Here is an 18,691-nt window from a genome sequence, read left to right as displayed (position 1 = left end):
ACTGTGTTAGCATAAACGAAAATTTCAGGTCGAAGTATTATCCGTCTATCGTAGGGAGGCAGATCATTGGCCAGGCATTATGCACGAACAGGCCCCCTGGGGTTGGTGATGATTTTATGGTGTTTCAGCTTTTCAGAAATTTGCTTTGCCAACAAACCAAAGGTTGCGGTCGGCTCTGTCAGCGAAGTCAAGGGGGCGCCGGATGTGCTTCGCGAACCTTCAAAGACCCTCACTCAGGACATGAAGGCCAAGTCCAGGACGGACGGCTATGCGACAGTGCTTTACAACAACTATTACTGGAAAGCGTACCCGATTATTCCCGGCCTGAAAATCTACTACGGTGATGTGCTCAGCTCCGGACCTGAGTCGAAGATGGTGCTCACGCTTCAGGATGGATTCAAAATCATCCTGGCGAAGAATACAAAAGTACGCCTCACTCCTAACTTCATCAAATCCAATCCCGATTCCATTGTTAAGACCTGGCTCTATTTGCTGAACGGCAAAATCCGGGCTTATCTTCTGAATCACGATGACAAACCCGAAACAGAGTTCCGCACGCGTACCATCGCGATGGGAGTTCGCGGTACAGAATTCATGCTTACGGTGGATGAAGGACACAGCAAACTGCTAACCATCGACGGCGAAATTTACGCGCGCCCCGTTGAGAAGCAGGAGGCTGACCTTTTTGAGAGCGCGACCGAAGCGTTCGTAAAACAGGACGAGCCGCAACTGGCGCAACAGATGAATCAACTTCAGGCCGTGGAAATTCGTAAAGAGATTCCACTCCGACGGGGCCAAAAAATTGAACGGGATGAACTCCCTCCGGCTCAACAGACAGAATTCATCAGCCAGGCGGTTCAACTCAAAGATGTCGAAGAGGCCCAGGAAATCGGCAAGAATATTGAGCAACTGGTTCAGGATAAGAGGCAGGATGAGCTGGACTCGCTTGCGGACGAATCCAAGCAGCCGCCTGAAAATTCGGAAGAGTCGCCGGCCACGCCTCAGTTCAAACCCATGCTCGCCAGACTTGGTGTCGGCGCCCTCGGCCTTTCACATGACGACATTGAAGCAAGCGAAGGAGGCCTTTCCGTAAGCTTTGATTATCTGCTGAATCCCTACGCCTTTGCCAGCCTGGAGCTGGGTCATGGCGATTGGGAAGTTGATGCTCTTAACAGCCATTCCGATGCTGGTCCCAAGGATTTTGAAATCAGGAAAAAGGACTCCACTCGTTATCTTGTCAGCATCGGGGGGCGATGGCCTTTCACAGAAGCATTCAGCGTGGCTGCTGCTCTCAGCTATGTTGGAGGCAGACATCTTGCTCTCCAATATGGAAATCGGATAGCCTTGGACTACCGTATCCAGCCTTCGGCACTGTTCCGCCTCGAAGTCAGCTATCAGGTTTGGAATGATTGGCAGGTGTTCCTGGCGCTTGGCAGCGGTGAGGGGGAGGCCAGGGTTCAGAGCGGCAGCATGAACAACAATCTTGAACCTTATACGATAGATTTTGATCAAGGGTATGGACGAATTGGAATCGGGCGTTTTTTTGATTTTGATTGAAGGAGACCAATCGGAAAACCCTCTGCTTCTCGGCATGGGGAATTTAGCTGTTCCGGCCTGCAGACTTCCTTGCTCTGCTGAATCGTAGCCTTTATCACGATGGATATGTATTCATTTTGCGGACTTATTCAGCATCCAGCTTAGGCTGGATGCAATATATTTCGCTTAAATGGGTCTCTGCACGAGATTGGCGGGAACGGCCATTGCTTGATCAGAAACTTGATTAGAATTAGTCTATTACAACTTCATCATTTTCCCGCCGGAAATGGAGCCATCAATGAATTCCTTCACCAAAGTCCTAACGGCTTACGTTGTGTTAAACCTCGCGACAGCTGGCCACTCGGCCGCTGCGTCCGCTTCGAGACTTGGCAATATTGGTTCTTTGCCAAGGAACCCAACCGACGTGGCCACGGGGTCAATGAATGCAACCTGTAAGATCACCAATACTTGCAAAGCACCGACAACCCCAACCCGCACCCCAACCGCGATCCCAAAGAAATCCCTGGCTCGTAATATTAAGATTGAGCGGCTACTGAATTCTGACGTTGAAACCATTGGAGCTCTTATCGAGCACGATGCCGCGCGTCAGAAGCTTTCCCAGCATGAGCTTGATGCAGCCAAAGCGAGATTTCTGGAAATCTTTGATAGGCTTGACTACACGGAAAAGGTGGAAAAGTATCGGCCTGCCTTTAAAAATGAGCTGTCGAAAAACCTTGCTGGCTTAAACCAGGCGCAATTTGCAGCGAGCCTGGCCGGATTCACAGATTCACTCAATGCTGTTGGGCAAAGAGAGCTTGTTTCACAGACCAATGGCATCCTCAAGGATCTTTCCCCCCATACTGTCGATTACCTGGTAAACTACAGAGGCTTTGAAGCTCCAAACGACCTATCGCCTGATGTGATTCAGATAAAGGGCGGCTTATTATTTGGCGACTTTAATAAGCCCGGCTCCACTTCTGCACTTGTATCTCATACTGGTGGCGTTAAACTTTCTTCCTCATCCAGCGAAAATGCAAATGAAAGCCAATGGACTCACGAAGACAGGGCCTACGCCGCAGTTGTAAACGGAGCTGTCAGAGCTTTTCAAGCTGGAGGAGCTGGAGCTACGGTCGGCGCAGGGGTTGGCTCGGTCGTGCCCGTCCTTGGAACAGGCGCAGGCGCCGTTACAGGTGCTACCTTTGGAAGCATCCTGGGAGCGGTTTGGGGAGTCATGGAGGGGTATAATAATCCAGAAATGGCAGGTATTCCCCCGTCAGGAGTCCAATCAACAACTGAAACAAAGACTCACGTGGAGAAAAACAACTCGACTGATGAAAAAACTGGCATAATTACAACTGAGACGACAACCACCACTACAAAGAAGACTACAAAGAAGGATCTGGAAACAGGCAAGGAAACAATTGAGGAAACGACTGTTGTCGATAAGGAAGTTGAGAAGAGTTGCAAAGCCAATTCGCCCTGTAAACCCGAGGATCTAAAAGACAAGGGAAATGCTGGATACGAAAAGCCATTTGATCTTGAGGGTGATGGTAATATGTCGGCAGAAGAACGGAAAAAAGAGGCAGAAAGAGTTAAATTAACTCGTAAGCTGTTGATGGACTCTTTGATCCTTACTATTGAGCCGACCCATCGGCATCAGCCCATAAGCAAACTTTTTATCGAACTGAAGAAGAGTGAGCTTATCAATCCAGGACGAGCCCAGGACGGTAGCTCTGCAATAGGTCCTTCAAGGAGCATTCATGATAGGTTGGATCCTTTGTATGATCCAGCCAGCCCTCATTGATGGAGTTAGGAAATGCTCATTCGAGAAATTAGAAGCGCTCGATATGTCCTTGCCAATATTAGAAAACGCGAAAGATTTTCGTTGTTGCTTATTGTGCTCCTGTTTGGGTCCATCATAATAGGAGATCTCATTTTTCGGCACGTAGCGGATATCCATGTGGACTGGACGCAAGTTTGGGCGCGGGTCTTCTTTACCCTGTTTCTAGTAACAACATTGTTTCTTTTCAATGCCTTGCAAGTTCTCGACGATGAGCTGAAAAAGAAGTAACAGGGAACGGGCACCTCCCATGGTCGCCCGTTCTCGCGTCAGGGTATGAGTGCCAGGACGTTGCGGGCGGCAATGACCATCAGCACGAACGACGACAGAGTGAAGGCGAGAAAACGCAGCGGCACAAAGTTGATGGTGCACTGGATCAAAGAATGAATGACCCGCATTAAGACATAAGCCCAGGCCAGCTGAATGTTCAAGGCATCAGCAACCCCTGCCAGATGCGAGTAAAAAGCCAGGGCGAAGAATACCGTGGGCTGCTCGTGCAGATGGTTGTAGTTGTCGGCCACCTGCTTCACCGATACAGGCAAAGCATCGAGATCATCCTTGCGCTTAATGCGGCGGGCATCGATCCTCGCCTTCCGCATGGCTGGCAGGCGGGTAATATACATCCAAAACCATAGCACAAACGTCCAGACGACCAGAGCCAGCACAGGGACCAGTATGTTGTTCATCGCGGCGCACCTCAAGACGGAAGGTTAATGGGCCCCATCCTATCAGTTTCAGAAAGGCAAGCCGATAAAAACCTGCCGACGCAGGGTCTCTGCGTCGGCACTTTGGGTCCATTGCTGTCCGGCAGCTTCACGCGCTCCGCTGAACTTTCTTCAGTTTCTCCAGCATGTGCTGCGCTTTTTCATAATTGGGGTTTAATTCAAGGGCTATTTCCAGGTGACGGATGGCCTGGGCTACGCTCTTCGGATTTTTGCTTTTGAGCATGGCCAGAGCCAAATTAAAATGAATCGCGTGCACGCTTTTATGCTTGGGATAGTAGTTGAGGGCGCGGCCGTATTCCGTGATCGCTTCTGGAAGATGTTCCGTTTGAGCCAGGACCACACCCTTGTTATTGAAGTAGGTGACGACCTCCTGGGGACTGGTGGTATCGCGGCAGAAGGCGACGGCCTCGTCGGAAAAGCCGTTATCCTCAAGCTTCTTGAAAAGATCGAATTTAATTTCCGGGCGATCCGGATTGAATTCTATGATCTCTTTTCCCTTCTCGATGGCCTGCTCGGGGATGCGCATCTGCAGGTAAAGGTCCACCATTTGCGTGACGCGCTCCAGATTCCGCGGTGCCTGCTGATCAGCCTCCTCGAAGGCTTTCTGGGCATCCTCCAGTCGGCCGAGTTTCAAATAGAGCCGACCCAGCATATTGAGGCGGCGCAGGGAGTCGATCTTTCCCGGATCGAGGGACTGGATGAACTGCAGCGCCTCCCGGTAATTCTTACTCTTTTCATAAAGCTCGAGCTTGAGCGGGATGTACTCCTCTTCCAGAGCATTTTTCAAGTCATCGAGCTTTTCATTCACTCGGTTGAATTCAAAAGTGCCGTTCATCTCACTCACGATATCGGTCCGCATCTTATCGATCAGCTCGCGTTTAACAGCCTGACGGAAGGCTTTTTGTGCGATTGAAACGAGCGGCCCCCAGGCCAGAGGTTTGCCCACGGTTTGAATCTGGCCCAGCTCTTCCAGGAGGGCCATCTGTTCCTTGGTCATGCCGCTGTTATTGGTGACCATGACAAATGAAGCCAGAGCCTTTTCCCGGACGGGATGCTGCCTGAGGCGTTGGATGATGGCGACTCCATCCAGTTCCGGGAATTGCTGCTCCACCAGGACCACTTTAAAGAACTGCTTATTGAAACGGTACATAGCCGTTTCCAGATCATGGGCTGCAAAAATCTCAACCTTCATCTTGGAAAAAGGTTCGATCAGAGGCCCAAGTACAGTGCGATCGGAGTCCATAATCAGTATCTTGGGCGGGAGATTATCAGTCGTCATGACTTTCCACCTTGTTATGAGGGCCTTGTCAATTATACACAAAGCCACAGCTTTCGGGAAACGAGCGGTGGAACTTTCGCCAGTTTCACACCGTTACAATGCTCAGCGGGTGGCGGAGGGGAATGTGGCGGTCGACCCCAGGTCCGGCATAACCTCCGAAAACTTCTGATAATCCTGGTATTCCTGGTCATTCTTTGTGCAGGCCGCAAGTTGAGTCCCTTCACTGCTTGCGCAGGATGGCCTTGAAGTCATCCACACTTTTTTTGGAGGGACTGCCGAGCATCCTGAGAAAAGGATCTCCCGAGGAGTTTGGCCCCCTATAGATGAACTCCAGGACAAAAGTTTTCTGATCAGAATAGAGGATGGTCCCATGATTCCTGCCTGACAGCAGGACGCATCCCCCTTCGCTGATCGGCAGCTGCTTCGCTGCACCTTTTCTAAGCAGAACAGCAGAAACCTGACTGGCAGGAATGCCTTTTCCTTCAGCATCGAACAATTTGATAATCATACCTGGCACGAATTTGTCGAAATCTTTCAAGCTTCCGCAGGCGACGTAATGCATGGGATCCATCCGGGCTGGGATCGTTTCCAGGCGGATGGGATGGATGACGCCGGGCTTGAAGGCGCTCAGCTCAAGGTTCCTGCCTTGAGACTGTTGATGGTCGAGGATATGGGCCTTGGCCCAGGACTCATCCACAACCAAACATCCCGACTCGTCCAGCCTGGTCTCTTTGGAACTCACCGCGACATCGAAAAAATTAGGAGCTTTATTCAGGATCACGACAACATTCTGTGTGTCGGTCCTGCTCGAATCGATGTTGATAAAATGGAAATAGCGCATCTTGGAGTTGATCGTCAGGTCACCGCAGCTCGGCCGGGAACTTGTGGCTGTTTTCTTTGGACTTGTGAGGGATTTTTTGCTTTTGTGGTCTCTGCCCTGCGGACCCGTATGAAAACATGCGCCCAGGAGACTTGATACAAGCAAAATACGCGGAATGTGTCGGCTCATATCATCTCTCCCTTCGCCATAGCCCCGGTTCTGTTCGGCAAAAAAAGGAGGATTCTGAACATCCACTGAGGCCTGAGCCATGCTTTGCCCGAGCCCACGCCAACGTCCAGCGAATTTCGCCGTCGTTACAACTCTTTGAACTCTCTTCCTTTTCGGTGAAGATTGGTTTACGGCCGCTCAGCTTTTGCCGTTGAAATTCCTACTGAATACTGACTTCCTGCAAACTCGATATGACCTGCGACGTCGAGATTCGGACTTTCGCATAGGAACCGGGCGTGGGCAGCGTATAGGTCCCAAAACGTAGAGGGGTGGCTGCATCAAGTCCGATGGAAAGAAAGTTATCCGGATCATCCTGCATTGCCGCCTCAATGATCAGGGTCTGAGTGTCACTGCTACTGAACTGGAGGTTGTGCAGATTGATGCTGCTGATCAGCGTATCGTCTTCCAGGTCGATGGTGACCGAGCGCGTGTCATAGGCCGCAAAATAGTTGACGTCATTGAATCGGCCATTGGTCAGGGAGGTGATGGTAAAGGGAATATTCTCACCCTGGGCTTTTTTCTGCAAGGCGCGGTTGGTGAAGGGACTGCTGATCACCAGCGTGCGGCTGGGCGTCAGACAGGAGGTATGAAATTCATCCTCAAAGCGATAGAAGACTTCAATGGCATAACGCAACGTCGAGGCCTGAAAGATGCCTTTGGGCAGGCTGAGCTGCGTGGCCGAACCTTCCACCCGGCTGGCCCAGAGCAGGGAATTGTCCTGGGCATCGGCGATGCGGATTTCATAGTGGTCGAGGGCATAGGACGGCTGAGACCATGACCAGTCCAGTGTCTGCGCATTTTCCTGAACGGTCTCGCCCAGGTCGCAGAGAGCAATCGGCTCCAGCTGCGTTTCCTGGGCCTTGATAACAAAATTGTACTTGGCATAGGATGCGCTGGTTCCATCCCCGTCATTGATCAGGGTGATATTGATGCCGCCCTCGGCATCGCGCAGGGTTTGATCGGCACGCATTTGAAACGTGAAGCTGCCATCCCTGGCCGTCACAGCTTCCTTCAAAAAATAATTGGGCTTCACCTTCACGGGCCGGGTGTCATAGCCGGGGAACATGGGAAAGGCCAACGCGAGAAACCAGTTCATGGTTTCCGCAAAGTATGTTTGACTTGGATTGATATAAGCAAAGATTCGCAGGTTGCGCAGGGCGATGCTGGTGGACGGAAGACCCTGGCTGTCCTGATCGAGAAACTGTCCGCTGACGGTCAGGATATCATTATCTTCAAAATACGGGGATTTGCCGGGATTTTTTTCACCTGTGCAGGCCACGGCGGCCAGCCAAGGAAGGAGGATCATCATATTCTTCATGGGATGAGGATATCCTCCTTATTGAAAGTGAGAATGGCCTTGGGTGAATAGGCATGGGAATAATTCGAGGTGAAAAAGCGGCTGCTATTCTCGGCATTGTCCTCGCTCGGCAGCACCTGCAATAGGAAGCTTTCAATCGTCACTCCGGCGCCGATTGCAGCGATAATGGTATCGGTCACGTTAAAGAGCAGTTTTTTGTGGCTGACGCCAACGCCGGCTTTTTCAATATCGGGGGCAATCGCTGGCAGATCCATAAGATCGCCTCCGGGTGTGTCCCATTCCTGATCCGGTGCCAGCGAAAAGCGCGAATTCCAGGTGGAATAAGGCGTCATCTTTCGGCTCATAAAGCCCAGTCGAATATTCTCGGGATTGACCGCAACCTCGCTGGCAACCATTTGTATTTCGATATGGGCGATTGAGCTGAGGACCACGTCCTCTTGAAAAAGCGACAGGATATCAGGAATGGCGAGCAGCATGCGGGTCTCATGGCCGTCGGCGGTCTGTCCAACCAGAGCCGATTCCGACTGATATTCATAGCTATCCGGCAGCTGGCTTTGAATGGTGATGTCAAAGACCTTGGCCTCGACGGCGATGACACTGTCCTGCTTGTCCTCTTCATTGGCACAAGCGGACATCGCGAGAATTAGAAACCCGAGTGTTTTAAAACGCGAAACCGATGCCAAGAGAACCTCCATCGTAGGCGTCGCGATGTATGGCCGAGCCGATCAGTTTGTGGAAATCGGAGCGGCGATTGTGATCCTGCAAGACCTTATGAGCTTCCAGGCGCAATAGCGTATTATTACCGCCTTTCAGAACGAGCGCGGCCTTGCCGTAAGTGACAGCTCGTAAGGTCAGCATGAAATTCTCGCCCAGGATATCAAAACGGCCCTTCAGATTATCCAGGCGTCCCGTTTCCCCCTGGATTTCCAGCGGCCCAAGTTGCAGCGTTATGCCGGCCGCACTTTGCTGATGGGGATAGGGATTGAAGGTCAGATCAAAGGAATCAATATGAGTGGTCGCCGATCCCACGGGAATGTATGAGCGGGAAAACGCATGCAGGGTGAGGATGGAAAGGTCCAGGCGGAGGGCAAGGCCCAGGACGCTGCGCGAGATCCCATAATCGACCTCATCGAGGGCATATTTATCGAGCGAGAAAAGATAGCCGATGTCTGCGCTCAAACGCAGAATGGCGAAATCAACGCCCAGTCCGCGGGAAAGCACTTCCACAGAGTCATGAAGGGTCTGGCCTTTGGCATGGTTCAGGCTGATGACCTCAAAATCCGTGAGTTCGCCCTGATTTTTGGCCGCTTCCAGGGTATAGAAATTGTCCTTTTGGTTCGCCTGCTCAAGAGCACCATAGCTGAGCATGAGAGTGGCTGCCTCAGCCTGGGTGCATAAGGCCCACGAAATAAGTGCAAGCTGCGAAAGGCTTCGCCAAAGCATCGGTTGTCTCCACATGCCGTTTGCGAGCATGGCACGTATGCTGTCCTGGGGTGAATCTATTATAGGGGGTGATTGCGGAATCTACAAATACTCTGTCGCATGTTTTTATGGGGGCAGGAATTTGGATTCCTCGGCAATCGCAGAGCAAATGGTCATCGACCAGAGAAGCTTCTCCTGTATAGACTAGGGATAGGTCGCTCAATCGGCAATTGCGGTTTGGGTAAGCTTCAAAAGACGAGAACTTCATGAAAATTACTGTTGAGTTAGTGCCAGATCAAGCAGGTGGGAATCCTGCTCAGGTGGAAATTTACTTCGACAGAGAAGGTTTGGAATACCTGATGAAGTATTTATCCAAGCTGAAGAAGGCAGGTGATCATTGCCACTTTATGACCGAGGCATGGGGCATGTACGACCTTTCTGAAGATATCCAAAAGGAAGGCAATAGCCTTGTCCATCATCTTAGAGTGACGCTTATCGAGGAACCTTGAAGTTGCTTCCAGGCCAGTGAGAAGTAACTTTGAGCGCGAGGCAATAAAACGTGGCGTTTGGCAATTTCATGCTCTGACGGGGAAGAGTCATTTTCAAAGTTCAATTGCGACTTGCTTCCAAGGTTGATATATGACCCAGATACATACAGTCACCTGAGATTCAGGAGAACGAGATTAACCTCGGCGCTCATCTAAATACGCTTCACCAGGCGCACGTGAGTCACAGTTTCAGAAGCAGTGTACTCGGCGCAATCATAAGTTTTCGATATCTCATCCGTGCCTTCGAACAGGCGTTCCCCTGCGCCCAGGAGCTTGGAGGTCAGCACCAGGTGCAGTTCATCAATGAGCCCAGCCCGAAGGTACTGCTTGATCACATTCGCTCCGCCTCCCAACCGAACATCCCGACCTTTGGCGGCTTCGAAGGCTTTTTTCAAGGCGACTTCGATGCCTTCCGTGACAAAGTGAAAAACGGTGCCACCTTCCATGGGAATCGAGGGCCTTGGATGGTGGGTTAGAACAAAGACCGGCGTATGATAGGGCGGATTGGGCCCCCACCAGCCTTTCCATTCCTCATTGAGCCACGGCCCCCGCATCGGACTGAACATGTTGCGACCCATGATGGTCGCGCCGATGCCTTGATCCGCCTGCCTGGCGAAATCATCATCGATGCCTGTGCTGCCACCTTCCTGGCCGAACATTTGCCGGAATGTTCTGGTGGCCAAGGCCCAGTCCATAATCTTGATTCCATCGGTCCCAAATGGGTTCTCAAGACTTTGGTCGCGAGCTGCCGAGAATCCGTCGAGAGAAAGCGTAAAGCAACGAACAACAAGCTTAGCCATTCATCATCCTTTCCTTACCCAAAAATGATTGCCATCATGGAGAGTCCATTCCCTCGCCGCAAAACACATCTACCTTTTCGCTTCGTATCGCATCGCGACCATTCCGGAGTCGAGTTCCTGATGGCTCACGAGTTTTAAGTCGACGTACTTCGATAGCCCCGCGAGCAACGTTGGCCCGTGGCCTGCCAGCCTGGGCTGCACGACGAACTCATACTCGTCGATCAAGCCCATTTCCGCTAGCGCCAGGGGAAGCTTCACGCCTCCCACCAATAGCTCCTTGCCAGGCTCTCGCTTGAGCTTTTGGACGGCCTGCCCCAGATCCCCGAGCACGAGCTCTGCGTTCCAGTCGACTCGATCGAGCGTGCTCGACACAACGTATTTCTTGGCCGCGTCGATCGTCCGGCTGAAGGGTTCCATCCAATCGGCCATCCATTCAGGCCTTGCACCCGACCGCCACCTCCAGGCTGACTCCATCATTTCGTAGGTCACCCGACCAAAGAGGAGGGCATCGGCCCGGGCGAGGCTCTCGGCGTGGTAGCGATGCAAGGCTTCGCTCGGCTGGCCGGCTTGATGGTCGCAGCAGCCGTCCAGCGTGATGTTGATGCAGTATCGAAGGGTTCGCATTATTTGCTCCTGCCATGGGCTGGTCTGTGTTTACCGAATGGGTTACTGCGATTTTCGCAGATCGAGGGTACAACTTCAACGCAACGTGGATGGTGCGGCACATGGACATATTATCTGATTGACGAATCGAGGCGACGCCCACAGACTTTGGTCGCGAGCCGCCGAGAATCCGTCGAGAGAAAGCGTAAAGCAACGAACAACAAGCTTAGCCATTCATCATCCCTTCCTTACTCAAAAATGATTGCCATCGAAATATTGATGTTTGCATAAGTAATGCCGCAAAGTGCAAGCCGGGTGAAGATCGGAGCGAAGGAGGCAATGTAGCGTTCTTACTTATGCAAGCTTCAATAAGTTGCTTCCAATTTCTTTGCAGGAACGTATTTTTTCAATATTACAAATCAGCGCATGCGTGAAACTTGGTATTTTATAGGGCCTTTGTGAGGGCCAGCCGATCACACTCTCTACAGTAGAGTTTGCAGGTATCATCTCCGCTGAAGTGCAGAGTCTTTCACAGAATGACTTAAAGTCCAATGCATATTCCGCAGCGAGACTCTGCGCCCTACGCGTGCCGTGGCGCTTCTTGCAGCATTGCGGCCTGATCTTTCTATCCTTTGATGGCTGCAAGAGCATTTCGAGCGAACCCGATTGACTTCTCCTCATTCCTGCCGACACAATATCAGTCTGACTCGAACTCCTGAATATTGGGAAAGGTAATTCATGAGATCCATTCCATACTATCTGATCGGAGTGCCCGTACTATTGCTTCTGAGCTGTAAAACCACACCGCATGGATCGAATCGACGAACACATGAACTGGATCGGGGGGCCATACCAGCTCCTCCGCCTCAGGAGAATACTGATTCACCTGTGGAAACGGTTCAACCAGTGACCAAAGAGGAAATTCAGTCGGTTCCTCCTCTTCCCGCACCAATCGCTGAACCAGACAGCAAGCCAGCTGACATGGTCATGGTGCCGGAAATCGGCAGTGAATGCAAAGCGCCGGTCACCGCGAACTGCCTGAAAATTCCTTATCCCGTGACCGATATCTCAGTTTTACAGTTGAGCCCCAATATTATCAAGAAATATAGCCGGTCGTTGACACCAGCGGAGCATAAGTGTCCCTATTTCAACAATCGCATCCCCAATTGGAAAAATATCAGCTACTTCCCTGACGCCATCCTATACTGGGATGACCGGGGCGGAGGCTCTGTCATTTACAATGCTTTGCCCATTAATTTTATATTTTCTGCTGGCTGCGAGATTGGAGAAGACATAAAGAATCCCTATGCATCCGAAATGAATGCGACGACCGCTTGGGACGGCAAGTCGACCTTGAAGAGTCTTGGTTATCGCCTTGGTACTGGACAGCCTGTTCCATCGAACTTTGCTGCTGATCGACTGAAAGCCGAAAAGGTTACCATGAATAGTCAATCCTGCTCTTTTGCAGCAAGACCCATGATTTATGTTTTTCCAGATGGCGTGATTTACCAGTTTGTAGGAGGATCCACGCTCAATATTTATCCAATGACGCAGGTCAAGGGCGTTGGGTGCACAACACCCGCAGGGATGATCGAAGCAATCGCCGCCGCAATGCCGAAATGTGGGCAAACAACTTTTAATAATGATTCGACTCAGAGCAAGACGTTGAAGGATTTGGGAATTGCTCCAGCACTCAATAATCTGTATCCGCGGCGATACTTAAGCCAGGACCTCCTGAATCTCATCGAACAGAATGGAAAGCCCATCAGCAAGGAGGTGATGAACTGCGCTTTCGTTACACGAACAAAAATTCATCAGTTCGCTGACGGAATCGCCTTTGTCGATGATTTGTGTACGAATGCCAACGTCTATTCCAATGAATATTTGAAGAAGCAGAAGGGATGCACCGTACCAGAGTTGCCTTGAAGCCTGATCATTGGTATCTGTGTGTCCTGATGTGGCAATAGCAGGCGCTTATGGGGAAGGGGTGCGCAATATTGGGCAAAGAGTATAAAAAAGGTAGAATCCATTATTGGTTACAAACGAAATCAGCAGGAGTCAACCTGAAGAGAATTCCAGCTTTCGTATTGACCTCATTGCTTTTATCAAGTTGCGCAACCATGCCGACCGAGAAAATTTTTTCTGGGTATGTTGGCTGCCCCTATGAGGAAATCAGGATAAAGGAAATAACCGAGGATATTAACATTCATACGTATACCGCCATGTGTCGAGGGAAACTCTTTTACTGTTCCATCTACCACAGCAGCGTGCTGTTCCTTTTTCCAATTACCACGTACTCGTGCGCAAGAGCTCTGTCGAAAGACGCCAAAGGTAACGACTGACTCTCCTGTTAGGGACCGGGGTAACTAATAATTCTTTCAACGATTTCACCGTCCGCCAGGCCATAGCAGAAGTATTCGGGCGGTTTGATTGCATCGAGGAAAGTCCCAACAGGATCGGAGACCCGCGACGCGGAGCAGTCCAAAAACTCAAAGGTATCTGGGTTGATTGACTGTTGGAGGCTGTTATTAAAATAGACGGCTCCGTTTACTTTCACAAACCAGCCACCATAGTGAAGAAATCCCGTTGGATCTATGGGAGCATCGATCTTGAGTTTTTCTGCCAAATCCCTGCCGTAGTCGTCAAAAACCTTGAAAGCATCCTTATAGAAGAACGTCCACTGAGTTCTATTTTTTTCGAGGTGACGGACTTGCACAACCTTTTCAAAGGTGGACGGATCAGCCCCGGCGAGAATCTTTCCTAGGAAATAGACATGGTTTCGATCCTTGTTGAAGTCGTCGTTGATATACACAAAAGTGGAGGCATCGACGTCCTTGATCAGCTGCGAGCCAAAGTAAGCCTGGCTCTTATCGCGTGCGGAATTGTAGCTGAGAGCTTCAAAGGTGGCCGCATCGGACCCAGTTAGGATGCCGTAGATGTGGTGGGCTGGACCTGTCCTGGTATCGACACCGTAATTGTCGTTCAATATTTTGAAGTCCTGGGGATTTTTTTGAAACGAGCCTACTCTGGGAGCAGGTTCAACCGATGCCTTCCCTGAGAGTGACCAACCGCTTAAGGGATTTCTACCATGAGATTGGGATAATGTATGATTTCGTACACAAATAAAGCTGGCAAAATCAGCATGTTATAAATTTAATTAAGATTATAGTTGAAATCACCCGAAGAGGAGACTAATCTCCCTGTGAGAGATGGAGGTGTCGTTATGACACAGATTCCCATAGAAAAAAATCGTCCCAGCCAGGAGCAGTTGCAGCGAGTCCTGGGCAATGCATTTTGGAAGATAGCCGAACACTATAGTTTGACGCATAAAGAAATAGCCTTGCTGCTCGGCATCAAGGAAAATCGTCAGCGTCTTGCTGCATTAAAGAAGAATTCAGAGATTCCTGAAGATCCGGATAAATTGCTGCGTGTCAGCCACCTTGTAAGTATTCATAAGAATCTCCGCATACTATTTCCGCAAAATCGCGAAGTCGTCTATGCCTGGCTCAAAACAAAGCGGGATCTGTTTCATGGGAAATCCGCATTGGAATTTATTGCCGAAGACCCTATGCAATCGATGACTCGACTCTTCACAGTACGCCGTCTACTTGATCAGCTTAGAGTGTCAGCATAATGAAAGCGCCCCTTCCGGATCTGATGATTCAAGAGCAAGGAACATTCCTGGCCTATCGCAACATTGCGACTTGCAGTCCAAGCCAAAATTTATTCGATGATCTCGCTCCAGAAGACGATTGGTCCGTCCTGCAATACGCCGACAACCTCTCGAGTGGCATCGACCACCAGGCTCCACAAAGACAGCGTTTTGAACAATACGCGCACATCGATGACAGCATGCTTTGCTTTGATGAGCAATTCTGGAGCTGGGGCCGCTTTGGACAAAGAAACCATGGGGTGTGGTATGGAGCGCTTGAAGAGGAAACCTCGATTCGCGAGGCTCTTTATCATCGTCCTGAGATTGATGCCAACGATCTAAAGAATTCTCAATCGCCTATCATACAAGCTCGACGCATGTTCAAGGCAGACCTTTCAGCCGAGAAATATGCCGACCTGAGACCGCATGCCAGCAGCCACACCTTGCTTATTCATCCCCATGATTACAGTTTTTGCCAGGATCTTGGAAAGTATGCTGTCGAGCAAAGTATCGATCTTTATCTAACACCTTCTGTACGTTATTCAGGTGGCACTTGCACTCCGGTTTTCTCAAGCCGCAAGATCATTCGGGATCAATCAATCCGAACGTATTTTTTTCATTTTCCCTTGGATGAAAGCGAACCCTTTTACTCAGTAAGACAAGACTGAATAAAGAATTGTCGAAGCGTCCCGCTAAGCCCAAAATGCCACAGATACCGAGACGACATCAGTTTGAGAAATCATGTGTGATTTCGCCGGGAACCAGGCTGGTGGCCAATTGCATAAGGCACTTTAGGATTTCCTTAATTGGCTTCGGGTATGAAGGGCATGCTGCTGAAGGTGTTGGGCTGTGACCCACCAGGAGTTGATCAGAATCTGAAGAAGCTTGCGAACTTCTGATCCCCTTCAGCATGAGCTTGCGAGGTAGCGGGAATCGAACCCGCCCCTATCAATTCCCCTGATAATAAACCCTATAAATCGCCCCAGTCTGATCATCACTCAGCAGCAGCGACCCATCAACATAATTCTTCACATCCACCGGACGTCCCCAATTGGTCTGGTCCGCATCATTCAACCAACCCGAAATAAACGGCTGATAGCTGCCCACTCCATTCTCGCCAAACTGCACAAGACTCAAACGGTAACCATTCTTCCGGGACCGATTCCATGAACCATGTTCCGCCACAAAAATGGAATTCTTATAAGCCACAGGAAACATCTCACCATCATAGAACGTCAGCCCCAAAGACGCCACATGCGCCCCGAGTTCCATCTCAGGCTTGGTGAACGCATCACTGCTGCAATCCTTATTTTTACCATAGGTCGGATCACTGATAGTCTTCGCATGGCAGAAGGGATAACCAAAATCCTGTCCCTCACTCACCAACCGATTCAACTCATCCGGCGGCATATTATCCCCGAGCTGATCACGACCATTATCAGTAAACCAAAGCTCCCTCGTTTCCGGATGCCAGGCCATACCCACCGTATTCCGCACGCCACGAGCCACAACCTCAAAATCACTGCCATCATCATTCATACGCACAATGTTCGCATAGGCATCACGATCCGGCAGACAGATATTACAGGGCGCGCCGATATTCAGATAAAGTTTCCCATCCGGACCCACGCTGAGATACTTCCAGCCATGGTTCGCCTGATTGGGAAGGCCAGAGTAGACCACAGAATAGGGCGCCGACTTCTTACCCAAATTTTTATCGACATTGGCTTTCACCCAGCCGACCGCATCCGTGAACTTCAGCACACGGGTGACTTCCGCAACATAAAGGTCGTTGCCCTTCAAAGCCACACCATTCGGATTGTTCAAATTCCAAGCCAAGGCAATAACCTTACGACCGCTGGCCGTGGGAACAATGGCATGCACACGCCCATTCGGGTCAACATTCGAAAATCCACCCGTCCCGACGAAGACGATGCCTTCCGAACTGACAGCGAGCGAACGCGCCCCTTCCGCCTTGGCAAAGACTTCGATGTTGAAACCGGAGGCCAGCTTCAACGTCGACAAAGGCAGCCCCATGCTATCCGGCGTCGCGGTCAAACTCTTTACATATTGAACGAGGCTGTTGCGCTGGGCTGCTGTGATTTGCTGAGTTGGAGGAGCCGTCCGCGGCGGCATGCTTCCTTCCTGCACACGAGCCAGAATGCGATTCGAATAAAGCTTGACCGCATTCCAATCCACTTCACCGGTCGCATCAGTCAACTTGGGGCTGACAAAGCTGTTGTGACAGGAAGCGGCGCATGAATTTAAAAAAATTGAACGCGCCTCTTCCTTCAATTCCTCTGACGTCCCTTGTGCCCAGGCCGCACCTGTCACGCAGCTGGAAAGCAGAAACGCCTGCAAAATCTTCCGTTTCATATCGACTCCTATCAAACATGGATCATTAACGGGCTTGGAACGATGCTTTTACTCCGTTCGATGATGAAGGACAAGTGTCATGAATCGAAGTCATCTTGCAATCCCGTATACGCTCTGATATTCACGGCGCTTATCATCGCTTTGTAGGGGAGTGGATGATCAGTAAAATTCACCAAATCCTAAGTCTTCTTCTTATAACTCTCGGGCTGCAAGCCTGTAATCCAGAGCCCTTGCCAACCTCAATAGTCGAAAGCGATGCAGTGGGAAGGCGGGTCCTTCCTCTTCCCGATCCGTACTCACCACTATGGGCCGGGCCTGCGGTGGATGAAACGTTGCAAGGTTCCATGGAAGCCACGAGGCAGTTAGGCTGGAAAATTTTTGCGGAGGTGGTGGAGCCCATAAGCTTTGTCACGCGAACGAACGAGGGCCGTATGCTGCGCGGTCAGGTCCCGCGTTTTCTCACCTGGTTCACCGCGGAGGATGCGCAGCGCTGGTTTCGCTATGCTTTGCAGCAAAGCCGTCTCTCCATGATCGAAGCCGGCCAACCTCTTACCGATGCGACAATCCATGACGCGGATCTTTTTTTAGCACGTGAACTCGATACCATGCCCGAACCTTTACAGAATCGATTGAAAACCTGGTTCGAACAGCACCCGGAACCAACGCTGCAGGACTGGTCCGGTATTGGTGGTACGAGCCGCATTTATTACAGCCCGGATATGATCCATGCTGTGCTGCAGAATTACGCAGAACTCGGGAAATGCTTCGAGGGATTGAAACGACCGTCCGCGCTGGAGGAAAGCTCATCATGCTTCACCCGCGAATGGCCGCGTGCTGCTGCCATTGTCAAAGCCGCCTGGTGGAATGGCAAAAGCCCACTGAAAACTTATCCCACCGATGCCGCTTCCCTGCAGAAGTTAATGCAGACCCCGGACGGCAGCTGGACCCAGCTCGCCCAGGAGCAGGCGATGCCCGACTCCATGTTTTCCGTGAACGTCGGCTCCGCACAACTCTTCCTCCCGGGTCTTCATATCATGACCAAGGATCAAAAAGATTGGGTATGGATCACAGCCTGGTGGTCCGCGGATCCCGACGGTGATTTTGGAAGCGACCGTCCGGATTTTATCAAGGACCTCGGCCCTCTTTTTCACCGTTATAAGATTTGCGCGGTCACACGCTTTCAGGATGATGCCGCGGACTGGGATGAACTCGCCCAGAAATACCCGGATCTCGTCGCAGCCCTGAACGCCGCCCGGAATGGCAATCCCGGAGCCAGCTGGTGCAGCAATCCCTATCTTGAGTTCGGGGCCCACAACCAGCGAACGAATTGCATCGGCTGCCACCAATTCGCGGGAACGGACGCGCGGCAGGAAAACATTCTGCAGGACGCCATCCAATTCCCCCAGCACGGAAGCCGGCGCCAGCGCTCCACTTTTGTCACCGATTATGTCTGGTCCGCTGCCCTGGGCGGACAAAGCCTGCATCAATTGATTTATCGCAACCTGAACTGGCGGAAAACGCTGCCGGAGAAATAATGTTTGGAG

17 protein-coding genes are annotated in these 18,691 nt (G+C 50.9%); 7 read left to right on the top strand and 10 right to left on the bottom strand.

Translation table 11 applies throughout. The features are described 5' to 3' along the window. The first annotated feature begins 108 nt into the window (after positions 1-108). Both OLTU_RS19805 and OLTU_RS19800 read left to right on the top strand, forming a co-directional pair. The gene (locus OLTU_RS19805) at positions 109-1,557 is read left to right on the top strand and encodes a FecR domain-containing protein (RefSeq protein ID WP_141734497.1); all 1,449 of its coding nucleotides are present in this window, start codon (positions 109-111) and stop codon (positions 1,555-1,557) included. Between the two features lie 277 nt (positions 1,558-1,834). Beyond that, complete coding sequence (locus tag OLTU_RS19800; RefSeq protein ID WP_141734496.1) at positions 1,835-3,340, top strand: hypothetical protein; 1,506 nt, start codon at positions 1,835-1,837, stop codon at positions 3,338-3,340. A 305-nt stretch (positions 3,341-3,645) separates the two neighbouring features. Here the strand turns inward: OLTU_RS19800 and OLTU_RS19795 are convergent, their stop codons facing one another. The 6 genes from OLTU_RS19795 to OLTU_RS19770 form a co-directional block, all read right to left on the bottom strand. Continuing rightward, complete coding sequence (locus tag OLTU_RS19795; RefSeq protein ID WP_141734495.1) at positions 3,646-4,062, bottom strand: MAPEG family protein; 417 nt, start codon at positions 4,060-4,062, stop codon at positions 3,646-3,648. Between the two features lie 127 nt (positions 4,063-4,189). Further along, complete coding sequence (locus tag OLTU_RS19790) at positions 4,190-5,380, bottom strand: response regulator (RefSeq protein ID WP_141734494.1); 1,191 nt, start codon at positions 5,378-5,380, stop codon at positions 4,190-4,192. 220 nt (positions 5,381-5,600) lie between these two features. Further along, the gene (locus OLTU_RS19785) at positions 5,601-6,389 is read right to left on the bottom strand and encodes a hypothetical protein (RefSeq protein WP_141734493.1); all 789 of its coding nucleotides are present in this window, start codon (positions 6,387-6,389) and stop codon (positions 5,601-5,603) included. A 199-nt stretch (positions 6,390-6,588) separates the two neighbouring features. After that, a complete protein-coding gene (locus tag OLTU_RS19780) occupies positions 6,589-7,746 on the bottom strand; it encodes a hypothetical protein (RefSeq protein WP_141734492.1) in 1,158 nt (385 codons plus the stop codon). Next, on the bottom strand, positions 7,743-8,429 hold the full coding sequence (locus tag OLTU_RS19775) for a hypothetical protein (protein ID WP_141734491.1): 687 nt from the start codon (positions 8,427-8,429) through the stop codon (positions 7,743-7,745). The genes OLTU_RS19780 and OLTU_RS19775 overlap by 4 nt, the downstream gene beginning before the upstream one ends. After that, positions 8,407-9,189 (bottom strand): hypothetical protein, encoded by a 783-nt coding sequence (locus tag OLTU_RS19770; RefSeq protein ID WP_141734490.1) that lies wholly within the window; start codon positions 9,187-9,189, stop codon positions 8,407-8,409. Before OLTU_RS19770 ends, OLTU_RS19775 begins: the two co-directional genes overlap by 23 nt. Before the next feature lie 245 nt (positions 9,190-9,434). Here OLTU_RS19770 and OLTU_RS19765 point away from each other — a divergent pair, with 245 nt between their 5' ends. Then, on the top strand, positions 9,435-9,677 hold the full coding sequence (locus tag OLTU_RS19765; protein ID WP_141734489.1) for an Imm32 family immunity protein: 243 nt from the start codon (positions 9,435-9,437) through the stop codon (positions 9,675-9,677). A 191-nt stretch (positions 9,678-9,868) separates the two neighbouring features. On the opposite strand, the gene OLTU_RS19760 is transcribed toward OLTU_RS19765, so the two are convergent. Together OLTU_RS19760 and OLTU_RS19755 are read right to left on the bottom strand one after the other, a co-directional pair. Beyond that, complete coding sequence (locus tag OLTU_RS19760) at positions 9,869-10,516, bottom strand: dihydrofolate reductase family protein (RefSeq protein ID WP_141734488.1); 648 nt, start codon at positions 10,514-10,516, stop codon at positions 9,869-9,871. A gap of 69 nt (positions 10,517-10,585) precedes the next feature. Beyond that, positions 10,586-11,140, bottom strand: coding sequence for a dihydrofolate reductase family protein (locus OLTU_RS19755; protein WP_141734487.1), 555 nt, complete (start codon positions 11,138-11,140; stop codon positions 10,586-10,588). Positions 11,141-12,007: 867 nt separating this feature from the next. On the opposite strand from OLTU_RS19755, the gene OLTU_RS19750 reads away from it, so the two are divergent. Continuing rightward, positions 12,008-13,045: a hypothetical protein gene (locus tag OLTU_RS19750; RefSeq protein WP_141734486.1), complete on the top strand. Its 1,038-nt coding sequence runs from the start codon at positions 12,008-12,010 to the stop codon at positions 13,043-13,045. Between the two features lie 424 nt (positions 13,046-13,469). On the opposite strand, the gene OLTU_RS19745 is transcribed toward OLTU_RS19750, so the two are convergent. Then, positions 13,470-14,243: a DKNYY domain-containing protein gene (locus OLTU_RS19745; protein ID WP_141734485.1), complete on the bottom strand. Its 774-nt coding sequence runs from the start codon at positions 14,241-14,243 to the stop codon at positions 13,470-13,472. 99 nt (positions 14,244-14,342) lie between these two features. Between OLTU_RS19745 and OLTU_RS19740 the strand changes: the two genes are divergently transcribed. Both OLTU_RS19740 and OLTU_RS19735 read left to right on the top strand, forming a co-directional pair. Continuing rightward, a complete protein-coding gene (locus OLTU_RS19740) occupies positions 14,343-14,753 on the top strand; it encodes a DUF2384 domain-containing protein (protein WP_141734484.1) in 411 nt (136 codons plus the stop codon). Between the two features lie 23 nt (positions 14,754-14,776). Then, a complete protein-coding gene (locus OLTU_RS19735) occupies positions 14,777-15,439 on the top strand; it encodes an RES family NAD+ phosphorylase (RefSeq protein ID WP_176736781.1) in 663 nt (220 codons plus the stop codon). A 280-nt stretch (positions 15,440-15,719) separates the two neighbouring features. On the opposite strand, the gene OLTU_RS19730 is transcribed toward OLTU_RS19735, so the two are convergent. Beyond that, complete coding sequence (locus OLTU_RS19730) at positions 15,720-17,147, bottom strand: PQQ-dependent sugar dehydrogenase (RefSeq protein WP_218110145.1); 1,428 nt, start codon at positions 17,145-17,147, stop codon at positions 15,720-15,722. Positions 17,148-17,491: 344 nt separating this feature from the next. On the opposite strand from OLTU_RS19730, the gene OLTU_RS19725 reads away from it, so the two are divergent. Beyond that, on the top strand, positions 17,492-18,682 hold the full coding sequence (locus tag OLTU_RS19725) for a hypothetical protein (RefSeq protein WP_218110144.1): 1,191 nt from the start codon (positions 17,492-17,494) through the stop codon (positions 18,680-18,682). The last annotated feature ends 9 nt before the right edge of the window (positions 18,683-18,691 follow it).

This window comes from Oligoflexus tunisiensis (assembly GCF_001748245.1).
GTDB lineage: Bacteria > Bdellovibrionota_B > Oligoflexia > Oligoflexales > Oligoflexaceae > Oligoflexus > Oligoflexus tunisiensis.
The sequence above is the reverse complement of the archived record's forward strand: the minus strand, read 5'-3'. Positions and strand labels throughout refer to the sequence as shown.